17 protein-coding genes and 2 pseudogenes are annotated in these 18589 nt (G+C 62.8%); 11 read left to right on the top strand and 8 right to left on the bottom strand.

Annotation, left to right across the window (positions count from 1 at the left end):
• Positions 1–24: 24 nt before the first annotated feature.
• Entirely contained in the window at positions 25–348 is a 324-nt protein-coding gene (locus AC0V7N_RS25950) for a TfoX/Sxy family protein (RefSeq protein WP_475451106.1), read from the top strand.
• A 1-nt stretch (position 349) separates the two neighbouring features.
• On the opposite strand, the pseudogene AC0V7N_RS25945 reads toward AC0V7N_RS25950, so the two are convergent.
• Together AC0V7N_RS25945 and AC0V7N_RS25940 are read right to left on the bottom strand one after the other, a co-directional pair.
• Positions 350–1266, bottom strand: a pseudogene (locus AC0V7N_RS25945) (pseudouridine-5'-phosphate glycosidase).
• 74 nt (positions 1267–1340) lie between these two features.
• Entirely contained in the window at positions 1341–2285 is a 945-nt protein-coding gene (locus AC0V7N_RS25940; RefSeq protein WP_475460491.1) for a carbohydrate kinase family protein, read from the bottom strand.
• A 279-nt stretch (positions 2286–2564) separates the two neighbouring features.
• On the opposite strand from AC0V7N_RS25940, the gene recA reads away from it, so the two are divergent.
• Positions 2565–3665 (top strand): recombinase RecA, encoded by a 1101-nt coding sequence (recA, locus tag AC0V7N_RS25935; protein WP_013895892.1) that lies wholly within the window; start codon positions 2565–2567, stop codon positions 3663–3665.
• A 372-nt stretch (positions 3666–4037) separates the two neighbouring features.
• Positions 4038–6705: pseudogene (alaS, locus tag AC0V7N_RS25930) on the top strand (alanine--tRNA ligase).
• A 237-nt stretch (positions 6706–6942) separates the two neighbouring features.
• Here alaS and AC0V7N_RS25925 read toward each other — a convergent pair.
• Positions 6943–7569 (bottom strand): glutathione S-transferase family protein, encoded by a 627-nt coding sequence (locus tag AC0V7N_RS25925; protein ID WP_475451103.1) that lies wholly within the window; start codon positions 7567–7569, stop codon positions 6943–6945.
• 86 nt (positions 7570–7655) lie between these two features.
• Positions 7656–8867 carry an NADP-dependent isocitrate dehydrogenase gene (locus AC0V7N_RS25920; protein ID WP_475451102.1) on the bottom strand — a complete coding sequence of 404 codons (1212 nt, stop codon included), beginning with the start codon at positions 8865–8867 and terminating at the stop codon, positions 7656–7658.
• 215 nt (positions 8868–9082) lie between these two features.
• Between AC0V7N_RS25920 and AC0V7N_RS25915 the strand changes: the two genes are divergently transcribed.
• The 3 genes from AC0V7N_RS25915 to murI all read left to right on the top strand — a co-directional run bounded on the left by AC0V7N_RS25915 (position 9083) and on the right by murI (position 11524).
• Positions 9083–9931, top strand: coding sequence for an RNA methyltransferase (locus tag AC0V7N_RS25915; protein WP_475451101.1), 849 nt, complete (start codon positions 9083–9085; stop codon positions 9929–9931).
• 81 nt (positions 9932–10012) lie between these two features.
• Positions 10013–10615, top strand: coding sequence for a hypothetical protein (locus AC0V7N_RS25910; RefSeq protein WP_475451100.1), 603 nt, complete (start codon positions 10013–10015; stop codon positions 10613–10615).
• 108 nt (positions 10616–10723) lie between these two features.
• Positions 10724–11524, top strand: a complete 801-nt coding sequence (gene murI / locus AC0V7N_RS25905) for a glutamate racemase (protein WP_475451099.1) — start codon at positions 10724–10726, stop codon at positions 11522–11524.
• 23 nt (positions 11525–11547) lie between these two features.
• Here the strand turns inward: murI and AC0V7N_RS25900 are convergent, their stop codons facing one another.
• Complete coding sequence (locus tag AC0V7N_RS25900) at positions 11548–12927, bottom strand: RNB domain-containing ribonuclease (protein WP_475451098.1); 1380 nt, start codon at positions 12925–12927, stop codon at positions 11548–11550.
• 126 nt (positions 12928–13053) lie between these two features.
• On the opposite strand from AC0V7N_RS25900, the gene AC0V7N_RS25895 reads away from it, so the two are divergent.
• Positions 13054–13236 carry a DUF3008 family protein gene (locus tag AC0V7N_RS25895; RefSeq protein ID WP_475451097.1) on the top strand — a complete coding sequence of 61 codons (183 nt, stop codon included), beginning with the start codon at positions 13054–13056 and terminating at the stop codon, positions 13234–13236.
• 8 nt (positions 13237–13244) lie between these two features.
• Here the strand turns inward: AC0V7N_RS25895 and AC0V7N_RS25890 are convergent, their stop codons facing one another.
• Both AC0V7N_RS25890 and AC0V7N_RS25885 read right to left on the bottom strand, forming a co-directional pair.
• Positions 13245–13433 (bottom strand): hypothetical protein, encoded by a 189-nt coding sequence (locus tag AC0V7N_RS25890; protein ID WP_475451096.1) that lies wholly within the window; start codon positions 13431–13433, stop codon positions 13245–13247.
• A gap of 230 nt (positions 13434–13663) precedes the next feature.
• On the bottom strand, positions 13664–13861 hold the full coding sequence (locus AC0V7N_RS25885) for a hypothetical protein (protein WP_475451095.1): 198 nt from the start codon (positions 13859–13861) through the stop codon (positions 13664–13666).
• 374 nt (positions 13862–14235) lie between these two features.
• Between AC0V7N_RS25885 and rpsD the strand changes: the two genes are divergently transcribed.
• From rpsD to AC0V7N_RS25865, 4 genes are all read left to right on the top strand, one after another.
• Positions 14236–14853 carry a 30S ribosomal protein S4 gene (gene rpsD, locus AC0V7N_RS25880; protein ID WP_027028657.1) on the top strand — a complete coding sequence of 206 codons (618 nt, stop codon included), beginning with the start codon at positions 14236–14238 and terminating at the stop codon, positions 14851–14853.
• A 134-nt stretch (positions 14854–14987) separates the two neighbouring features.
• Positions 14988–15875 carry a tRNA 2-thiocytidine(32) synthetase TtcA gene (ttcA, locus tag AC0V7N_RS25875; protein WP_475451094.1) on the top strand — a complete coding sequence of 296 codons (888 nt, stop codon included), beginning with the start codon at positions 14988–14990 and terminating at the stop codon, positions 15873–15875.
• Positions 15865–16692 carry an inositol monophosphatase family protein gene (locus AC0V7N_RS25870; RefSeq protein ID WP_475451093.1) on the top strand — a complete coding sequence of 276 codons (828 nt, stop codon included), beginning with the start codon at positions 15865–15867 and terminating at the stop codon, positions 16690–16692. Before ttcA ends, AC0V7N_RS25870 begins: the two co-directional genes overlap by 11 nt.
• A gap of 78 nt (positions 16693–16770) precedes the next feature.
• Complete coding sequence (locus tag AC0V7N_RS25865) at positions 16771–17172, top strand: UCP034077 family protein (protein WP_475451092.1); 402 nt, start codon at positions 16771–16773, stop codon at positions 17170–17172.
• Positions 17173–17177: 5 nt separating this feature from the next.
• Here AC0V7N_RS25865 and AC0V7N_RS25860 read toward each other — a convergent pair whose 3' ends face one another.
• Complete coding sequence (locus AC0V7N_RS25860) at positions 17178–18446, bottom strand: multidrug effflux MFS transporter (RefSeq protein ID WP_475451091.1); 1269 nt, start codon at positions 18444–18446, stop codon at positions 17178–17180.
• Positions 18447–18589 lie beyond the last annotated feature (143 nt).

The raw sequence follows: 18589 nt of genomic DNA, 5'->3' as shown, positions 1-18589 counted from the left end.
AAATGCCGGTGACATGATCGCGGCATGGACAATGAACGCATCGCCGAACTGTTCGCGGGGCTGGGCCCGGTCAGCATCCGCAGACTGTTCGGCGGCAAGGGCATCTATTTCGACGGCGTCATCGTCGCCATCGTGCTGCGCGGCGAATTGCTGCTGAAGGCCGACGAACAAAGCGCGCCGGATTTCGAGACCGCCGGCTGCCGGCAGTGGACCTATACCGGCTCACGCCACGGCAAGCTGGTCGCCATGCCCTATTGGAGCATTCCAGACAGCGCTTTTGACGATCCCGACGAGATGACGGTCTGGGCACGCCGCGCCTATGAGGCAGGGCGAAGGGCTGGGAAGTGAACTAAAGCGCCTTCGCTATCTCGGCTGCCAGCCGCGCATTGTTTTCGACCAGCGCAATGTTGGTCTTCAGGCTCCGGCCGCCGGTCAGTTCCAGGATTTTTCCCAGCAGAAACGGCGTCACCGCCTTGCCGGTCACATTGAGCGCCTCGGCAGCTTTCTGCGCCGCCTCGATGTAGCCGGCCATCTCTTCGGCCGGTATTTCGTGGTTCTCGGGCACCGGATTGGCGATCAGCATGCCGCCGCCAAGCCCCAGCGCAGCCCGAGTCCGGTAGAAATGCGCGATCTCTTCTGGCGTGTGCAGAGTCAGTGGCGCGCGGAAGGGCGACTGCCGCGACCAGAAGGCCGGCATCGTCTCGCAGCCATGGCCGACCACGGGCACGCCGCGCGTTTCCAGCACCTCGAGCGTCTTTTCGATATCAAGGATGGCCTTGGCGCCGGCCGAGACGACGATGACCGGCGTGCGCGCCAGCTCGTCGAGGTCGGCGGAGATATCAAAACTCTTTTCCGCCCCCTTGTGGACGCCGCCTATGCCGCCGGTGGCGAACACTTTATCCCGACCATGTGCGCTGCGATCATCGTGGCGGCGACTGTGGTGCCGCCGGTACGCCCTTGCGCGACGGCGAAGCCGAGGTCGGCGCGCGACAGCTTCATGGCGTCACCCGTCATGGCCAGCGATTCGCGCTCGCCGTCGGAAAGGCCGATCTTGATGCGGCCGCCAACCACGGCGATCGTCGCCGGTACGGCGCCGCCGTCGCTGATGATCTTCTCGACATTCGCCGCCATGGCGCCATTGTCGGGATAGGGCATGCCGTGGGTGATGATGGTGCTTTCCAGCGCCACCACCGGCCGTCCGGCAGCCAGCGCCTGCGCCACCGGCGCGTGGATGTCGATGAAGGGGCGGGCGGTCTCTGGGGTCATCTGCATCTCCAACCGGAGTGCGGCGCATCGGTCTGGATACGCAGCTTCACTCAGGCGCTATGAATTTGCCGGTCTCATGCCACTTCCTGCGCCTCCGGCACAAGGGCCAGCGCTTCACTGAAGCTTGCGGCGGTGAAATCGGGAACGGCGTCGGCGCTTTCGATGGCCAGCGTCGCCGCCGCGACGCCGTCGCGCAAGGCCTGGCGCAAAGGGATGCCGCGCAGCAAGGCCGCGATCGTTGCACCCGCCAGTGCGTCGCCGGCACCGGTGACATCGGCAACCCTTCTCGGCGGCGGCGGCAGGATCGAGAAGGCGCCTGCTTCGTCGAAACCCAGCACCGGTGCGCCGCCTGCCGTCACGACGCCGCTGGTGAGGCCGCTGCATCGCAATCCGTCGATGAGATCTCGCTCGGCGGCATCCGCATGGACGCCGGCCAGCGCGATGGCTTCTCGCCGGTTCATGAACAGCTGAGCCAACGCGCCGAGCACCGGTATCAGCCGGATCACCTTGGCCGGCGAAATGGCAATCGCGAATACAGGTTTGCCGGCGGCAAGCGCAACCAGCCGCTCCAACGCTGCCGACGGCAGATTGGCGTCGCATAGGACGGCATCGGCGGCACTGATCGCCTCGCGCACCTTGGAGCGCCTCATCTGCTTGGGGAACGCCAAATCGTATAGCGCCATATCGGCGAAGCCGACGATCAGCTCGCCCTCGCGGTCGATCAACGCCGTATAGCTCGGCGTCGTGCGGTCGAGGAACACGGCTGACAGATCGGCGATGCCTGCTTCCGCTATGGCGCGTGAAACGGCATCGCCTGCCGCATCGCCGCCCCGCATCGAAAGCAGTGAAGCGGAGGCGCCGCGCCGCACCGTGCTGCGCAGCGCGTTGAAGACGCCGCCGCCGACATCCTCGCGCATCGTGCCGGGATTGGACGCGGCCGGCACATAAGCGCCGGACACCTGGCCACGCCGGTCGATATGAGCGCCGCCCACGGCCAGAATCTTTACGGATTTCACCATGCCGGCGATATGCCCTTTGTTATTCTTGCCGCGCAAGCGCTAGGCTGCAACTGCAGTTTCGCATGCGAGGCAGCGATTCGGCACACCGAGACAACGGGGCCTGCTGGCCTAATGCGAATGCGTTGCTGCTTACGTTTCTGGGACGAAAAAAGAACAAATCGGGATATTGCTTGTTTTTCAAATGGTTGTTGCCTCTTGCCAAATGAGAACAAAAAAGGTACAAAATGGCAGGGATTACGGATTGTCCGGCCTTCATTGACGACCAAGGGGTGATGTATCATGGCTCAGAATTCTTTGCGGCTTGTAGAGGATAAGGCAGTGGACAAATCAAAGGCTCTGGATGCGGCGCTGTCGCAAATCGAGCGGGCTTTCGGCAAGGGCTCGATCATGCGGCTCGGCGCGAACGAGCAGGTCGTCGAGATCGAAACGGTGCCGACCGGCTCGCTCGGCCTCGACATTGCGCTTGGCGTCGGTGGCCTGCCGCGCGGCCGCATCATCGAGATCTACGGGCCGGAAAGCTCGGGCAAGACGACGCTGGCGCTGCACACCGTGGCCGAAGCGCAGAAGAAAGGCGGCATTTGCGCCTTCGTCGACGCCGAACATGCGCTCGATCCGGTCTATGCCCGCAAGCTTGGCGTCGACCTTGAAAACCTGCTGATCTCGCAGCCCGACACCGGCGAGCAGGCACTGGAAATCTGCGACACGCTGGTGCGCTCCGGCGCCATCGACGTGCTGGTGGTCGATTCGGTCGCCGCACTGACGCCGCGCGCCGAAATCGAGGGCGAGATGGGCGATTCGCTGCCGGGTCTTCAAGCTCGTTTGATGAGCCAGGCGCTGCGCAAGCTGACCGCCTCGATCTCGCGCTCCAACACCATGGTCATCTTCATCAACCAGATCCGCATGAAGATCGGCGTCATGTTCGGCTCGCCCGAAACCACCACCGGCGGCAATGCGCTGAAATTCTACGCTTCGGTTCGCCTCGACATCCGCCGCATCGGCTCGGTCAAGGACCGCGACGAGGTCGTCGGCAACCAGACCCGCGTCAAGGTGGTCAAGAACAAGCTGGCGCCGCCCTTCAAGGTGGTCGAGTTCGACATCATGTATGGCGAGGGCGTGTCCAAGACCGGCGAACTGGTCGATCTCGGCGTCAAGGCCGGTGTGGTCGAGAAGTCGGGCGCCTGGTTCTCTTACAATTCGCAGCGTCTCGGCCAGGGCCGCGAAAATGCAAAACTGTTCCTGCGCGACAATCCCGATACCGCGCGCGAGATCGAATTGGCGCTGAGGCAGAATGCCGGGCTGATCGCCGAAAAGTTCCTCGAGAATGGTGGCTCTGAGGGCAACGGCGACGACGGTTTTGAGGACGAAGCCGGCGCGATGTAAGGCGATTGCCGGAGTTCGGCCATAATCCCGGTCTATGATCTGAGGCTTAAGTAATCGAGTTCTTTAGTACCGCGTCCAAAACCGCCGGCCTTCGCGCCGGCGGTTTTCGTTTTTGGCTAGCGCGAATGGCTGGCAAGCTCCCAAAGCGCGTCGCGTCGAAACGGATTCATGCGACGCGCTTCAGGTCTTTGTTTTTATGCATGTCGTTCTCCCAAAACCGAAGTCACTTTTGGGCGACATGCATTAGATTGGCCCAATTCCGTGTTTCTGGACAGGCTGGGGCGTGCCCGCTAAAAGGCCAAATCTATTTCTGCAAAGCAGAGACCAGTTTCCGCCGGCCGCGCCGGCGGTTTTCGCGAAAAGGCAGCAGTCATGAGTGGCGTGAACGAGATCCGGTCGACCTTTCTCGACTATTTCCGCAAGGAGGGCCACGAGGTCGTGGCCTCGAGCCCGCTCGTGCCGCGCAACGATCCGACCTTGATGTTCACCAATGCCGGCATGGTGCAGTTCAAGAACGTCTTCACCGGGCTGGAGAAGCGGTCCTATTCGCGTGCCACCACCGCCCAGAAGAGCGTCCGCGCCGGCGGCAAGCACAACGACCTCGACAATGTCGGCTACACCGCGCGTCACCTGACCTTCTTCGAGATGCTCGGCAATTTCTCCTTTGGCGACTATTTCAAGGAGCGTGCCATCGAGCTTGCCTGGAACCTGATCACCAAGGAGTTCGGGCTGAACAAGGACAAGCTGCTGGTCACAGTCTACCACACGGATGACGAGGCGGCCGGCTTCTGGAAGAAGATCGCCGGCTTCTCCGACGATCGCATCATCCGCATCCCGACCTCGGACAATTTCTGGGCGATGGGCGACACCGGTCCTTGCGGGCCGTGCTCGGAGATCTTCATCGATCGTGGCGAGCACATCTGGGGCGGCCCTCCCGGCAGCCCCGAGGAGGACGGCGATCGCTTCCTCGAATTCTGGAACCTGGTGTTCATGCAATATGAACAGGTGACGAAGGAGGAGCGCGTCGACCTGCCGCGTCCGTCGATCGACACCGGCATGGGCCTGGAGCGCATGGCGTCCATCCTGCAAGGGGTGGAAAGCGTCTTCGAGACCGACCTGTTCCGGCACCTGATCGATGCGGCGTCCTCCGCGCTTGGGCGCGCTCCCGATGCGGAAACGGTGGCGTCCTACCGCGTCATTGCCGATCACCTGCGCTCGTCCTCCTTCCTGGTCGCCGACGGTGTTTTGCCGTCGAACGAAGGCCGCGGCTATGTGCTGCGCCGCATCATGCGCCGTGCTATGCGCCACGCGCAGTTGCTCGGTGCGAACGAGCCGCTGATGTGGAAGCTGGTGCCGGCGCTGGTGCGCGAGATGGGCCAGGCCTATCCCGAACTGCTGCGCGGCGAACAGCTGATCACCGAGACGCTGAAGCTCGAGGAGACACGCTTCCGCAAGACCCTGGTGCGCGGCCTCGGCCTGCTCTCCGAGGCGACGGAAACATTGCACGCCGGCGACATGCTGGACGGCGAGACGGCCTTCAAGCTTTACGACACCTACGGTTTCCCGCTCGACCTGACGCAAGACGCGCTGCGCCAGCGCAGCATCTCGGTCGATCTTGCCGGCTTCACCAATGCGATGGAGCAGCAGAAGGTCGAGGCGCGCAAGCATTGGACCGGGTCCGGCGAGGCCGCGACCGAGACGGTGTGGTTCTCCGTGCGTGAAAAGACCGGCGCCACCGAATTCCTCGGTTACGAGACTGAAGCTGCGGAAGGCCTCATCGAGGCGCTGGTCAAGGACGGCAAGACCGTCGACAGCGCCGGCAAGGGCGACGCCGTTGCTGTGGTCGTCAACCAGACGCCGTTCTATGGCGAGTCCGGCGGCCAGATGGGTGACACCGGCGTCATCTCCGGCGAAGGATTCTCGATCGAGATATCCGACACGCAGAAGAAAGCCGACGGGCTGTTCGTGCATCTGGGCAAGGTGGCAAGCGGCACCGTCAAGACGGGCGCGGCCGTTGAGCTCAAGGTCAACCATGCGCGCCGCACCAGGCTGCGTGCCAACCACTCCGCGACGCATCTGATCCACGAGGCGCTGCGCGAGGTGCTGGGCACCCATGTCGCGCAGAAGGGCTCGCTGGTCGCGCCCGAGCGCCTGCGTTTTCGACATCTCACACAACAAGCCGATCTCGGCCGAGGAGCTCGAAGAGGTCGAGCGCATGGCCAACGAGATCGTCGTGCAGAACAGCCCGGTGACCACCCGCCTGATGTCGGTCGACGATGCCATCGCCGAGGGCGCCATGGCGCTGTTCGGCGAGAAGTACGGCGACGAGGTGCGCGTTGTGTCGATGGGTACGGGGCTGCACGGCGCCAAGGCCAACCGGCCCTATTCGGTCGAGCTCTGCGGCGGCACCCATGTCAGGGCGACCGGCGATATCGGTCTGGTCCGCGTTGTCTCCGACAGCGCTGTCGCCGCCGGCGTGCGCCGCATCGAGGCGCTGACCGGTGAAGCCGCGCGCAAACATCTCGACGAGCAGGACAGGCGCCTGAAGGCGGCGGCAGCGGTGCTGAAGATTTCGCCCGCCGACGTGCCGGCGCGTGTCGAGGCTTTGCTCGACGAGCGCAAGAAGCTCGAGAAGGAGCTGACGGAAGCGCGCAAAAAGCTGGCGCTGGGCGGCGGTGCCGCGGCAGGTGCTCCCTCGGAGAACGAGACGGTCGCGGGCGTCGGCTTCCTCGGCAAGGCGGTCTCCGGCGTCTCGCCGAAGGACCTGAAGCCGCTCGCTGACGCCGGCAAGACCTCGCTGGGTTCCGGCGTCGTCGTCTTCGTCGGCGCTGGCGAAGACAACAAGGCGAGCGTCGTGGTCGCCGTCACCGACGATCTGCTAAGCCGCTTCAGCGCCGTCGATCTGGTGCGCGTGGCCTCCGCGGCACTCGGCGGGCAGGGCGGTGGCGGCCGGCCTGATATGGCGCAGGCCGGCGGTCCGGATGCGTCGAAGGCCAACGACGCGATTGCGGCTGTGAAGGCGGCACTCGAAGCGGCGTAGGCGAGTGGACTGAATCTATAGCAACGGTTGGAGGGACAGCGCCCCCCTCTGTCCTGCCGGACAACTCCCCCGCTTGGGGGGAGATCGGACGTCGCATCGGCTTTCGCCAATCCTCCCACGTGGAAATACAACCGCGCCGGGATAGGCGCCTTACCAGACGCTGCCAATCTCCCCACTCGTGGGGGAGATGTCCGGCAGGACAGAGGGGGCGCTGTCCCGCGGACGTCTCAATACTTATCAGCCGACTTTTTCAGTCCGCACGAAGCTCCGCCGAGCCGCAACCCGCGCATACCAGTCCTGGATATCCGCGAACCGCGCCAACAGGTCTTGACCCTCGCTGACCTTGACGAAATAGGCAATGACCGGTGCGGCGTGCAGGTCGGCCAGCGTCAGCTGGTCGCCGAGCAGCCAGGGTCCATTTGCCTTCAGTGAGGTCAGCACCTTCAGCACCGTCTCCGCCTGGCTCAGGCCGCTCGCGATCAAAGCCTCATCCGGCTCAGCCTTTTCCAGCCGCTCGACGGCAACGTCCCAGACCATGGCGCGGTAGCCATAGGCATCGAGCATGCCTGTCATCTGGCCCATCCTGGCACGGCCGCGCGCGTCGGCGGGCTGCAGCGCCGGACCGTCGAAACCCTCGTCGACATAGCGCGCGATCGCATTCGTCTCGAAGAGGCGAAAACCTTCATGCTCGAAAGCCGGGATGCGGCCGAAAGGGTGATGCTCCAGATACCAGGCCGGAATGCCTTCGGCGGCGAAGATATCGAGCGGCACGAGTTCGTAGCCGATGCCTTTCTCCTCCAGAGCCAGCCGCGCGATGCGCACGTAAACGCTGTAGTCCGCGCCGTAGATGATCGGCCTGGTCATTGGCCCCGGCCCTCCGCTATGGCTCCGGGCGTTCGTCGCTTGAAAAGCCCATTTCGGGGCTTTTCATGCGCTTCGCGCACCGCTCCTCACCCCATCGCCTTCTGCAGATTCTCGTCGATCTTGTCGAGGAAGCCGGTGGTTGACAGCCAGGGCTGGTCGGGACCGATCAAGAGCGACAGGTCCTTGGTCATGAAGCCGGATTCGACCGTCTGGATACAGACCTTCTCCAGCGTGTCGGCAAACCGCTTCAGCTCGGCATTGTCGTCGAGCTTGGCGCGGTGCGCGAGGCCGCGCGTCCAGGCGAAGATCGAGGCGATCGAATTGGTCGAGGTTTCCTCGCCCTTCTGGTGCTGGCGGTAGTGGCGGGTGACGGTGCCGTGCGCTGCTTCCGCCTCCACCGTCTTGCCGTCCGGCGTCATCAGCACCGATGTCATCAGGCCGAGCGAGCCGAAACCTTGCGCTACCGTGTCGGACTGCACGTCGCCGTCATAATTCTTGCAGGCCCAGACATAGCCGCCCGACCATTTCAGGGCGGAGGCCACCATGTCGTCGATCAGGCGATGCTCGTACCAGATTTTCTTTGCCTTGAACTCGGCCTCGAATTCAGCCTCGTAGACTTCCTGGAAAATGTCCTTGAAGCGGCCGTCATAGGCCTTGAGGATGGTGTTCTTGGTCGAGAGATAGACCGGATAGTTGCGCAGCAGGCCGTAATTCAGCGAGGCGCGGGCGAATTCGCGGATCGACTCGTCGAGATTGTACATGGCCATGGCCACACCGGCGCCGGGTGCATCGTACACATCATGCTCGATCACCTGGCCGTCCTCGCCGACGAACTTGATCGTCAGCTTGCCCTTGCCCGGAAAGCGGAAATCGGTGGCGCGGTACTGGTCGCCGAAGGCGTGACGGCCGACGATGATCGGCTTGGTCCAGCCGGGCACCAGGCGTGGCACGTTCTTCATGATGATCGGCTCGCGGAAGATGGTGCCGCCGAGGATGTTGCGGATGGTGCCGTTCGGCGACTTCCACATCTTCTTCAGCTTGAATTCCTCGACGCGCTGCTCGTCGGGGGTGATCGTCGCGCATTTCACGCCGACGCCGTATTTCTTGATGGCATTGGCCGAATCGATTGTCACCTGGTCGTTGGTAGCGTCGCGGTGCTCGATGCCGAGGTCGTAATATTCGAGCTTCAGGTCGAGATAAGGGTGGATCAGCTTGTCCTTGATGAACTGCCAGATGATGCGGGTCATCTCGTCGCCGTCGAGTTCGACGACCGGGTTCGCCACCTTGATCTTCGCCATGAAAGAATGCCTCGTTGCTGGGATATGGGACGGCCTTGCCCGCGCGGGGTTCGGCCAGGGGATGCCGCCCGTATATCAAAGCGCTTTTGGCCGCGCAAACGGCGATCGGTCACGAATGTGAGGCTGTCGCCGCGATCATTTGCCAAAGCTTCATTTTCGCGGCTGAATATGGCAGGGAACGCTGAAATGCCGCAAACAGCAGTTCATTGACAATCATGCCCGTCACCAAAGATGCTGATAGCACTGCACCCGCCGGTCCGGCGATCATCCTCGTCGAGCCGCAGCTTGGTGAGAACATCGGCATGGTCGCCCGCGCCATGGCCAATTTCGGCCTTTCGGAGCTGCGCCTGGTCAACCCGCGCGACGGCTGGCCGAGCGAGAAGGCGCGCGCCGCCGCCAGCCGCGCCGACCATGTCATCGATGCCGTGAAGGTGTTCGACGACCTGGCCTCGGCGCTTGCCGATTTGAACTTCGTTTTCGCCACCACCGCCAGGCAGCGCGACGGCTTCAAATCCGTGCGAGGCCCGGTTGAGGCGGGCAGGGTGCTCCGCGCCCGTCATGGCATCGGGCAGCGCACCGGCATCCTGTTCGGCCGCGAGCGCTTCGGTCTCTACAATGATGAGGTCGGCCTTGCCGACGAGATCGTCACCTTTCCCGTCGATCCGGATTTCTCTTCGCTCAACATCGCCCAGGCCGCCTTGCTGATGTCCTATGAGTGGATGAAGTCCGGCCTCGAGGACGAGACCAAGACCAATTTTTCCGGTCCGGAGATGAAGCCGGCCAGCAAGGAAGAGTTGCACGGCCTGTTCGCCTATCTGGAAGGCGCGCTCGAAGCGCGCGGCTATTTCCGACCGGCGCCGAAGAAGCCGAAAATGGTCGACAATCTGCGCGCCGTGCTGACGCGCGCCGGGTTCGCCGAACCGGAGCTCAAAGTACTGCGCGGCATAATTTCCTCACTCGACAGGTTTTCCCCGGCGATGCCGCGTGGTGATGGCTCGCCAGGAGACGATCCAAGACGGCTTCCGGCCGCTGCGCGAAGCCGGGCGGCGGATAAAGAAGGTTAAGGTCAGTAAGCTTCGAACGTCTGGAGTAACCGAATATTATTCGGTTCTGATCCATCCTCATCGAAACTATGGGGGTGGCATATGTTTACGTCCAGTATAGGCCGGATGCGCTTCTTCCTTTACTCTCTCGGCCTGTCGGTGGCCGAGGTGGTGGCGATCATCATCTGCATCATGGGCACGATCGGCTTCGAAGGACTGGTCTATTCGGCGCCAGGCCCGTCACGGCAAGGCATGGCCGGTGCGGTACTGGTCTTCTCGCTCATCTTTGTTGTGCTGCGCGGCAACATTGCCTTGCGTCGCGGCCGCGATGCAAACGGGCGCCGGTGGATCGTGTGGTCCTATATCGTGCTCTCCGGTTTCTACGCCGTTCTGCAGGCAGGCACGCTGCTGGTCATCAAATTCGGCGATCCGGAAAGCGTGCCTGGCGGCCTGAACCTGCTTGGCCTTTCAATATTCGGCCTTTGGTGCAGCATCCTGTGGGCAAAGCCTGTCGCCGGCAGCAACATCGAAGAACTGACCTCGATGTTCGACTTTGACGGCCCGCTGCCAATTTCGGCCCGCGCTGGGAGCACCGCAGCAAGCAATGTCCAGGCTACGCCGCGTGTCGCCGCTGCACGCGTTGCGCCCGCGCCGCAGCCTTTCGGCAGGTCGCGCACCGCCGGTTTCGGCAAGCGTGGGGTGTGAGGCCTGCGCAAAAGCTGTGAGCATTCGCCACTTCAAGACCATGATCGTTGCGGATAGAAACGGCATTGGCCAAATCACCGGCCAGCCTCTTTCCGTGGTCCGATATTCATGAACGATCGATCAAGCCACCGCCCGATCCTGATGTTCGATTCCGGCGTCGGCGGGCTGACCGTGTTGCGCGAGGCGCGCGTGCTGATGCCGGACCGGCGCTTCATCTATGTCGCGGACGATGCGGCCTTTCCCTTCGGCGCCTGGGAAGAACCGGCGCTGCGGACCCATATATTGGAGCTGTTCGCCAAGCTGCTCGACCGGTTTGAACCAGTCATTTCGGTCATTGCCTGCAACACCGCCTCGACGCTGGTGATCGACGCGCTGCGCGACGCCTTTCCGGGCCACCCCTTTGTCGGCACCGTGCCGGCGGTCAAGCCGGCGGCGGAGCGCACGCGTTCGGGCCTGGTCTCGGTGCTGGCGACGCCGGGAACGGTGAAGCGGCAATACACGCGTGACCTGATCAGCAAGTGGGCGCAGAAATGCCATGTCCGCCTGGTTGGCAGCGACAGGTTGGCGGGACTTGCCGAAGCCTATATGCGCGAGGGCTTTGTCGACGAAGAGGCCGTGCGTGCCGAGATCGCGCCCTGTTTCATGGAGCGTGACGGGATGCGGACCGATATCGTCGTGCTGGCCTGCACGCATTATCCGTTCCTGGCCAACCGCATGCGCAAGACCGCACCCTGGCCGGTCGACTGGATCGATCCGGCCGAGGCAATCGCCCGGCGCGCGCTTTCGCTGCTGCCGCCCGTCGATGGGCCGCTGCCGCAAGGCGAGCCGGATATCGCCGTCTTCACTTCCGGCAAGGCTGACTTTGCCGTCAGCCGGCTGATGCAGGGCTTTGGACTGGCCGTACGCTAGGCGGTGGCGGAAACCTCTGCCGCTCAAACAGGTTCGAAGACGATGCTGCGCTGATCCGGATCCGCCGAGACCAGCTTCAGCGTCACGCCATCACCCTGCTTGAGCCCGGAGGCCTTCAGGTTGGCAACGACAGGCATGTCGGCAAGCTGGACGCGCACGCCATGGTTGACGTCGGTCACAACGGCCTTGAACGTCTCCCCCTCGCGTCCCCTGAGCATCACCGCCTCGGCAAGGTCGATGGCCGCATGGTTGATCTGCGAGGCGCGGGCATCCGAACGTCCCATCACTTTCGGCAATCTGGTGAACGCGTCGGTGACGGCCTGCGGCACGGGCTGGCCGTTGGCGATTGCCAGCGCGCAGCGCACGACATAGCGGTCGGCCAGCCGCCTGAGTGGCGCGGTTGCATGGGCATAGGTCGCAGCCATCGCCTCATGCCACGGGACGAGGCCCTCCTGATAGGGCTGATAGGAAGCGCCGGAGCCGGCATGGCGGATTTCCAGCATCAGCGCCGCCTGCTGCTTATTGGTCGGATCAAGGGTCCGCTGATAGTCGTGCAAGCTGGTGGAGGCCGGCCAGGATAGCCCGAGAGCCTGCGCCGCATTGCGCAGTCTTTGCACCTTGGAAGCGTCTGGCTCCGACATCACCCGGAACAACCCGGTATGATGCGCAAACATGGCGTCGGCGATCGCCATGTTGGCAGCCAGCGAAAGCGCGGCATTGTCTTGTTCGGATTGCAGTATCGGTCTGAACGAAAGCCGGAATGTGCGATCGGCTAGCCTTTCAACCTCTTGCTCGGGCGGGTCGACGCGTGACGCGCCACGGCGCTCCTCGTTTGCCGCTATGCGCCGTGCCAGCTCCGCGAAGTCGGCGGGAACGTCGGAGGCCTTAACGCTGTCATAGGCGAGCTTCGCGCGGCTTTGAATGATTGCCCGCTCCGCGCCGTCCAATTTTGTCGCACCGTCCTCTGCGATGCGGACCGTGAAGATGACCGCTGGACGCGGTCCATCCGGCAACAGGCTCGCCGCACCTTCGGCGATTGCCGGCGGGTAGAGCCCGGCCTTGCCGTCCGGCAGGTAAAACGTCTCGCCCCGCGTCCAGGCTTCGAGATCGATCGCGTCGCCGTCCTCGACGAACCAGGCCACATCGGCAATGGCATAGTGCAGCAGCAGATCACTGCTGCTCGCCTCGATCGAGAACGCCTGGTCGAGATCGGTGGAGGCAGCCGGATCGAGCGTGACGAAGGGCATATCAGTTCGATTGACATGCTGGTTCGGCACACGTCGGGTCGCCGCCTCCGCCGCGGCCATGACCTCAGCCGGAAATCCATCCGGCACGTGGAATTCGGTGCGGATTTTCGCCAGGCCGGTGGAGAGCGCTTGTGAGGGGTCGGTCAGAGACTTCATTCAACTGTCCTACACCGGGGCTGCGGGCTCGGGAAGGCAGCCGACGAGTTCGTCAAAGCCTGGGCCGCAGGCGCTGGAACTGCCGCCGAAGCTTGGCGTTTCTTCCTACAGCAAAGGAGAAAAATCATGCCTGCCAAATCACAAGCTCAGCAAAAGGCCGCCGGCGCGGCGCTTTCCGCCAAGCGCGGCGAGACCAAAAAAGGTGAACTCAAAGGCGCGTCGCGCGAGATGTACGAATCGATGACCGAAAAACAGCTCGAGGAATTCGCCGAGACCAAGCGCAAGGGTCTGCCCGACAAGAAATCATAAGTTGACCGTCAATGATGGTGGTAGTCGCAGCGCTTCACTTTCTTCGTGATCCAGTGGGGACCGCCATTGCTCCAGACTCGTCTGGTGATCTTGACCCAATGGCAGTTGTTTTTTCCGCCGGCCACAGCGACGTTTGGCGAAGCGAGTACGGTCGGGCCTGCAAGTAGCGCGACCAGAAGCAAGGTTGCGGTCATCATAGGGCTCTCCATTGCCTGACATTCGATTTCTAGCGAATCGCGGCAATGATCCCCAATCACGAAGTCGGGAACGTCATTAGAGAGGTCCCTCGCTGCAAAGGCTCCTCTCCAAATTCGGGATCGTTCGCTCTCGCGGCTGACACCCTTTCAATGCGAAAAGGCCAGCGACGGATCACTGGCCCTCCTGGATCTTGGCATTCCAAGACATCAAAGCTTGTCCTGAGCCGGTCTCACAAGCGGTGGCAGCGCCTTATCTTCTGCACAATCACCTTGCGATGACCGTGCCGCCACACCACCCTCTTCTTGACGATGACGCGGCAGACCTGTTTGTGGCCGTGCCAATGGCGTGCCATGGCTGGTTCCGGCGCCACCACCATCGAACCTGCAAGCACCGCGGCGCCCGCCAAGGTAAGGAAGAACTTCTTCATGCTAATTGGACTCCTCTAGCTCCAGATCCCTTCCTGGTGCCGTTGGCGCAAAACCTCCCGCCACATCCGGCATCGCATAACGTCGGCGACGGTATACGGTTGCGCCGTGTCGAGCTAGGCGAAAGCTTGACACCGGTTAAATCTCGGTTTAACCAGCCGCCAACGCCGGGCAGCGATGTCCGGTGTTTGTTTTGTATGCGCAAGACCGGTTGCCTTGGTTTCTGGTTTTGTTTGAACTGACGTGTCCCGTGGGTTTTCCGCCGCGTTGCGTGGGAAAACCCTGTCAGGTCTCGAAAACGGAGGCCAGAGGAGGGCGCGTTTCCTTCACCCGGACCATGAGGTGCCGGGTGTGTTGTTTTTGAAAAGGGAATGCGATGAGCAAGCGCGAATCCGCGAAGTACAAGATCGACCGCCGTCTCGGCGAAAATATCTGGGGCCGCCCGAAGTCCCCGGTCAACAAGCGTGAATACGGCCCCGGCCAACACGGCCAGCGCCGCAAGGGCAAGCTTTCCGACTTCGGCCTGCAGCTGCGCGCCAAGCAGAAGCTGAAGGGTCACTATGGCGACGTTTCGGAAAAGCAGTTCCGCAAGGTCTATGAAGAGGCTGACCGCCGCAAGGGCGACACCTCGGAGAACCTGATCGGCCTGCTCGAGTCGCGTCTCGACGCGGTCGTCTACCGCTCCAAGTTCGTGCCGACCATTTTCGCTGCCCGTCAGTTCGTCAACCACGGCCACGTCAACGTCAACGGCAAGCGCGTCAACATCGGCTCGTACCGCTGCAAACCGGGCGACGTCATCGAAGTGCGCGAAAAGTCGAAGCAGCTGGTCATCGTCCTGGAATCGGTCGGCCTCGCCGAGCGCGACGTGCCGGACTACATCGAAGCCGATCACAACAAGATGGTCGCAACCTTCTCGCGCATCCCCGGCCTGGCGGACGTTCCGTTTGCCGTGCAGATGGAACCGAACCTGGTCGTCGAATTCTATTCGCGCTAAGCGAACGATTTTCCGCGATACCGAAAAGGCCGCCCTTCGAGGCGGCCTTTTTGTTTCGCGCATCCGCTTTGCGGTTTCGATTCTCCGGCCGATGCGCTAATCCGGGCAGACGTCACATCCGGGGCCGCCGCGCCATGAACATGCAGCCAGACATAGAGACGCTAGAACCGATCGCCGAGGGCGGTTTCCATCCGCTGTTCGCCGATGTGCCGTCCTCGGTCGAGTTCAACAAGCTGCGAAAGCGGCTGCTGCGGCTGACCCGTCAGGCGACCGAGGATTTCTCGATGATCGTGCCCGGCCAACGCTGGCTGGTCGCGCTGTCGGGCGGCAAGGATTCCTACGGCCTGCTCGCGATCCTGCTCGATCTCAAATGGCGCGGGCTGCTGCCGGTCGAATTGCTGGCCTGCAATCTCGACCAGGGCCAGCCGAATTTCCCAAAACACATCCTGCCCGACTATCTCAACGCCAACGGCATTGCGCACCGCATCGAGTACCAGGACACCTATTCGGTCGTCACCGACAAGCTGCCGCAGGGCAGCACCTATTGCTCGCTCTGCTCGCGACTGCGGCGTGGCCATCTCTACCGTATCGCGCGCGAAGAGGGGTGCTCGGCGCTGGTGCTTGGCCACCACCGCGAGGACATTCTCGAAACCTTCTTCATGAACCTGTTCCATGGTGGCCGGCTCGCCGCCATGCCGCCAAAGCTGCTCAATGACGAAGGCGATGTCATGGTGCTGCGGCCGCTGAGCTATTGTGCCGAGATCGACCTCGAAAAATTCGCCGCCGCGATGCGGTTCCCGATCATCCCTTGCGACCTCTGCGGCAGCCAGGAAGGTCTTCAGCGCAACGCCATGAAGGCGATGCTGGACGATATCGAAAAGCGCATGCCCGGCCGCAAGGACACCATGATCCACGCGCTGTCCAACACCAGGCCGTCGCACCTGCTCGACAGGAAACTGTTCGATTTCGCCGCTCTCAACGAAACCCTCATACGCAGGCAAGATGCTCCCGATGACATTTGACGACAACGCGATCGACTGGCTGGCCAGCCTGCTGGCCGAGGCGGCCGACACCGAAATCATGCCCCGCTTTCGCCGGCTGGGCGATGGCGATATCAGACAGAAGACCTCTGCCGCCGATCTGGTCACGGAAGCCGATGTCAACGCCGAGCGGCTGATCACCGCCAGGCTGCGCCAACGCTATCCCTCGGCCATGGTTGTCGGCGAGGAAGCCTGTTCCGACAATCCGGCGCTGCTCGATGGTCTGGGCGACGCCGATCTAGCATTCGTCATCGACCCGGTCGACGGCACTTTCAATTTCGCCTCCGGCGTGCCGCTGTTCGGCGTCATGCTCGGCGTAGTGGTCAAGGGTGAGACGGTCGCCGGCATCATCCACGATCCCGTCGGCAAGGACTGGTTGATCGGCGCCAAGGGTGCCGGCAGCCATATCCGCCATGCGCATGGCACGCTGGAAACAGTGCGGGTTGCCACGAGCGCGCCGATCTCTGAGATGACTGGGGCGGTCTCCTGGCAATACATGGCCGAGCCCGACCGCACGCGGCTGGCCTGCAACCAGACCAAGACGCTGTCGCAGTTCAACTACCGCTGTGCCGCCCACGAATACCGCTTGCTGGCCAGCGGCCACGGCCATTTCGTCGTCTACAACAAGCTGATGCCCTGGGATCATCTGGCCGGCGTGCTGATCCATGCCGAGGCCGGCGGCCATGCCGCGCGCTTCGACGGCACAGCCTATCTGCCATCGCATGTCGGTGGCGGTCTGCTGGTCGCCCCCGACCGGGAAAGCTGGCAGGAGCTGCGCCGCGAACTGTGGGCTGAGTAGGATCAATTCCTGCGGCCCGCGCTTGACCGCCGGGTTTGCGCGGCCGCAAATTGGTGCTTCGCGGGGGGGCTCTCTGGAATGAAATCTCGGTTCGCAATTTTTGCGACGGCTCTTGTTTTGTTTGCAAACGCCAACGCGGCAATCGCGCAAGAGCGTCGCTGCCACAGTGCCGATCCCGTCGACACCCTTAAGGAGATGTCGGACGCTATCTATGCCTGTTGGAAACCGCCAGCGGGAACAGCGGGCATGTCCTTGACGCTGCAGTTCTCGCTGCGCCGCAACGGCACGCTGATCGGCAAGCCCCGCGCCACTTACTCGGATCTCGGGGCCGATGCCCAGCTCAGCCGAGCCTTCGTGGCATCCATCCTCAAGGCACTCGACGACGCTCTGCCATTGCCGTTTTCGGACAGTATGGGCGGAGCAATCGCGGGGCGCATGCTTGCGCCTCGCTTCACGGCGTCGATTGAAGGTGCATCCTGATGCAGCTAATGCAGGTCGGTGACATGCCCTGAAACGGGTGGGTTGTGCGGCTGGAACATCTTGCCGCGCTCGGCGATGAGGATCATCAGCAGCGCCGCGACCGAGACGCTGCAGAAGCCGGCGGCAAGTGGCGTCACCGTGCCGTTGAAAGCCTGGCCGATCAGCGTGCCGAGAATGCCGCCCAGAAACGTCTGCATGAAACCGAGGATGGACGATGCCGTGCCGGCCAGTTGCCCGAGCGGCTCCATGGCCAGTGCGTTGAAATTGGCGCCAAGCGCGCCGAAGGGAAGCATGGCGCTGGCAAAGAAGGTGACGAACAGCCAGAGCGGCATCTTGATTTCCAGCGAAACCACCAGCCAGGCCAGGCTGATGACCAGAAACAGCAGCAGCGCGCTCTGCGACAGGCGGCGCATACCGATACGACCGACGAGGCGCGAGTTCAGAAAATTGGAGAAGGCAAGCACGCCCGCGACCCCGGCGAAGATGACCGGGAACATCTCGCCGACGTTGAAGATGTCAACATAGATCTGCTGCGCCGAGGCGATGAAGCCGAACATGGCGGCAAAGACGAAGGTGCTGGCAAAGGCGTAGCACAGCGCGATGCGGTTGGTGAGCACGATGCGGAAGCCACCGATGACGGAGGAGACCGTCAGGGACCGGCGATATTCGGGACGCAGTGTTTCAGGCAGGCGCAGCAGCGACCACGCCGAGACGATCAACGCGCCGACGGCCATGGTGACGAAGATATAGTGCCAGATCGCGAACAGCATGATGAACTGGCCGATGCCGGGCGCAATGACCGGTATCGCCATGAACACCATGAAGATCAGCGACATGACTTCGGCCATGCGCCGGCCTTCGAATGTATCGCGCACGATCGAGACCGCGATGACGCGCGTGGCGGCCGCGCCAATGCCTTGCACGGCGCGGCATATCAGCAGCGTTTCAAAGCTTGGCGCGATGGCGGCGGCGGCTGCCGCTGCCACGTAGATGATCAGACCGGCGACAAGCGGCGAGCGGCGGCCGAAACGGTCCGAGATGGGGCCGAAGAACAGCTGGCCGCCACCAAACCCCAGAATGTAGGCGGTGATCACATATTGCCGATGGTTTTCATTCTCGACGCCGAGCGAGGCGCCGATCTGCTGCAGCGCCGGCAGCATGATGTCGATGGCCAGCGAATTGAGCGCCATCAGCGCCGCGCAGAGCGCAATGAACTCCCAGCGCGGAATAGGCAGTTTGATTGCCAATTGCGGCGCTGTTGATTGCTGGTCCACGGCAAGTCCGATCTCTCAAGCAAAAATGCGCCGGCGGGCCGGCGCATTGGCTCGTCTTGGTCCCCGACGTCAGGGACGTAAAAATTGCCGAGGTGGGGCCGCCCCGGTGTTCAGTGCAGTCGCTACGACCTGCCCGAAACCGA

This window comes from Mesorhizobium kamtschaticum (genome assembly GCF_056174585.1).
This window is presented reverse-complemented; position numbering and strand designations above follow the sequence as displayed.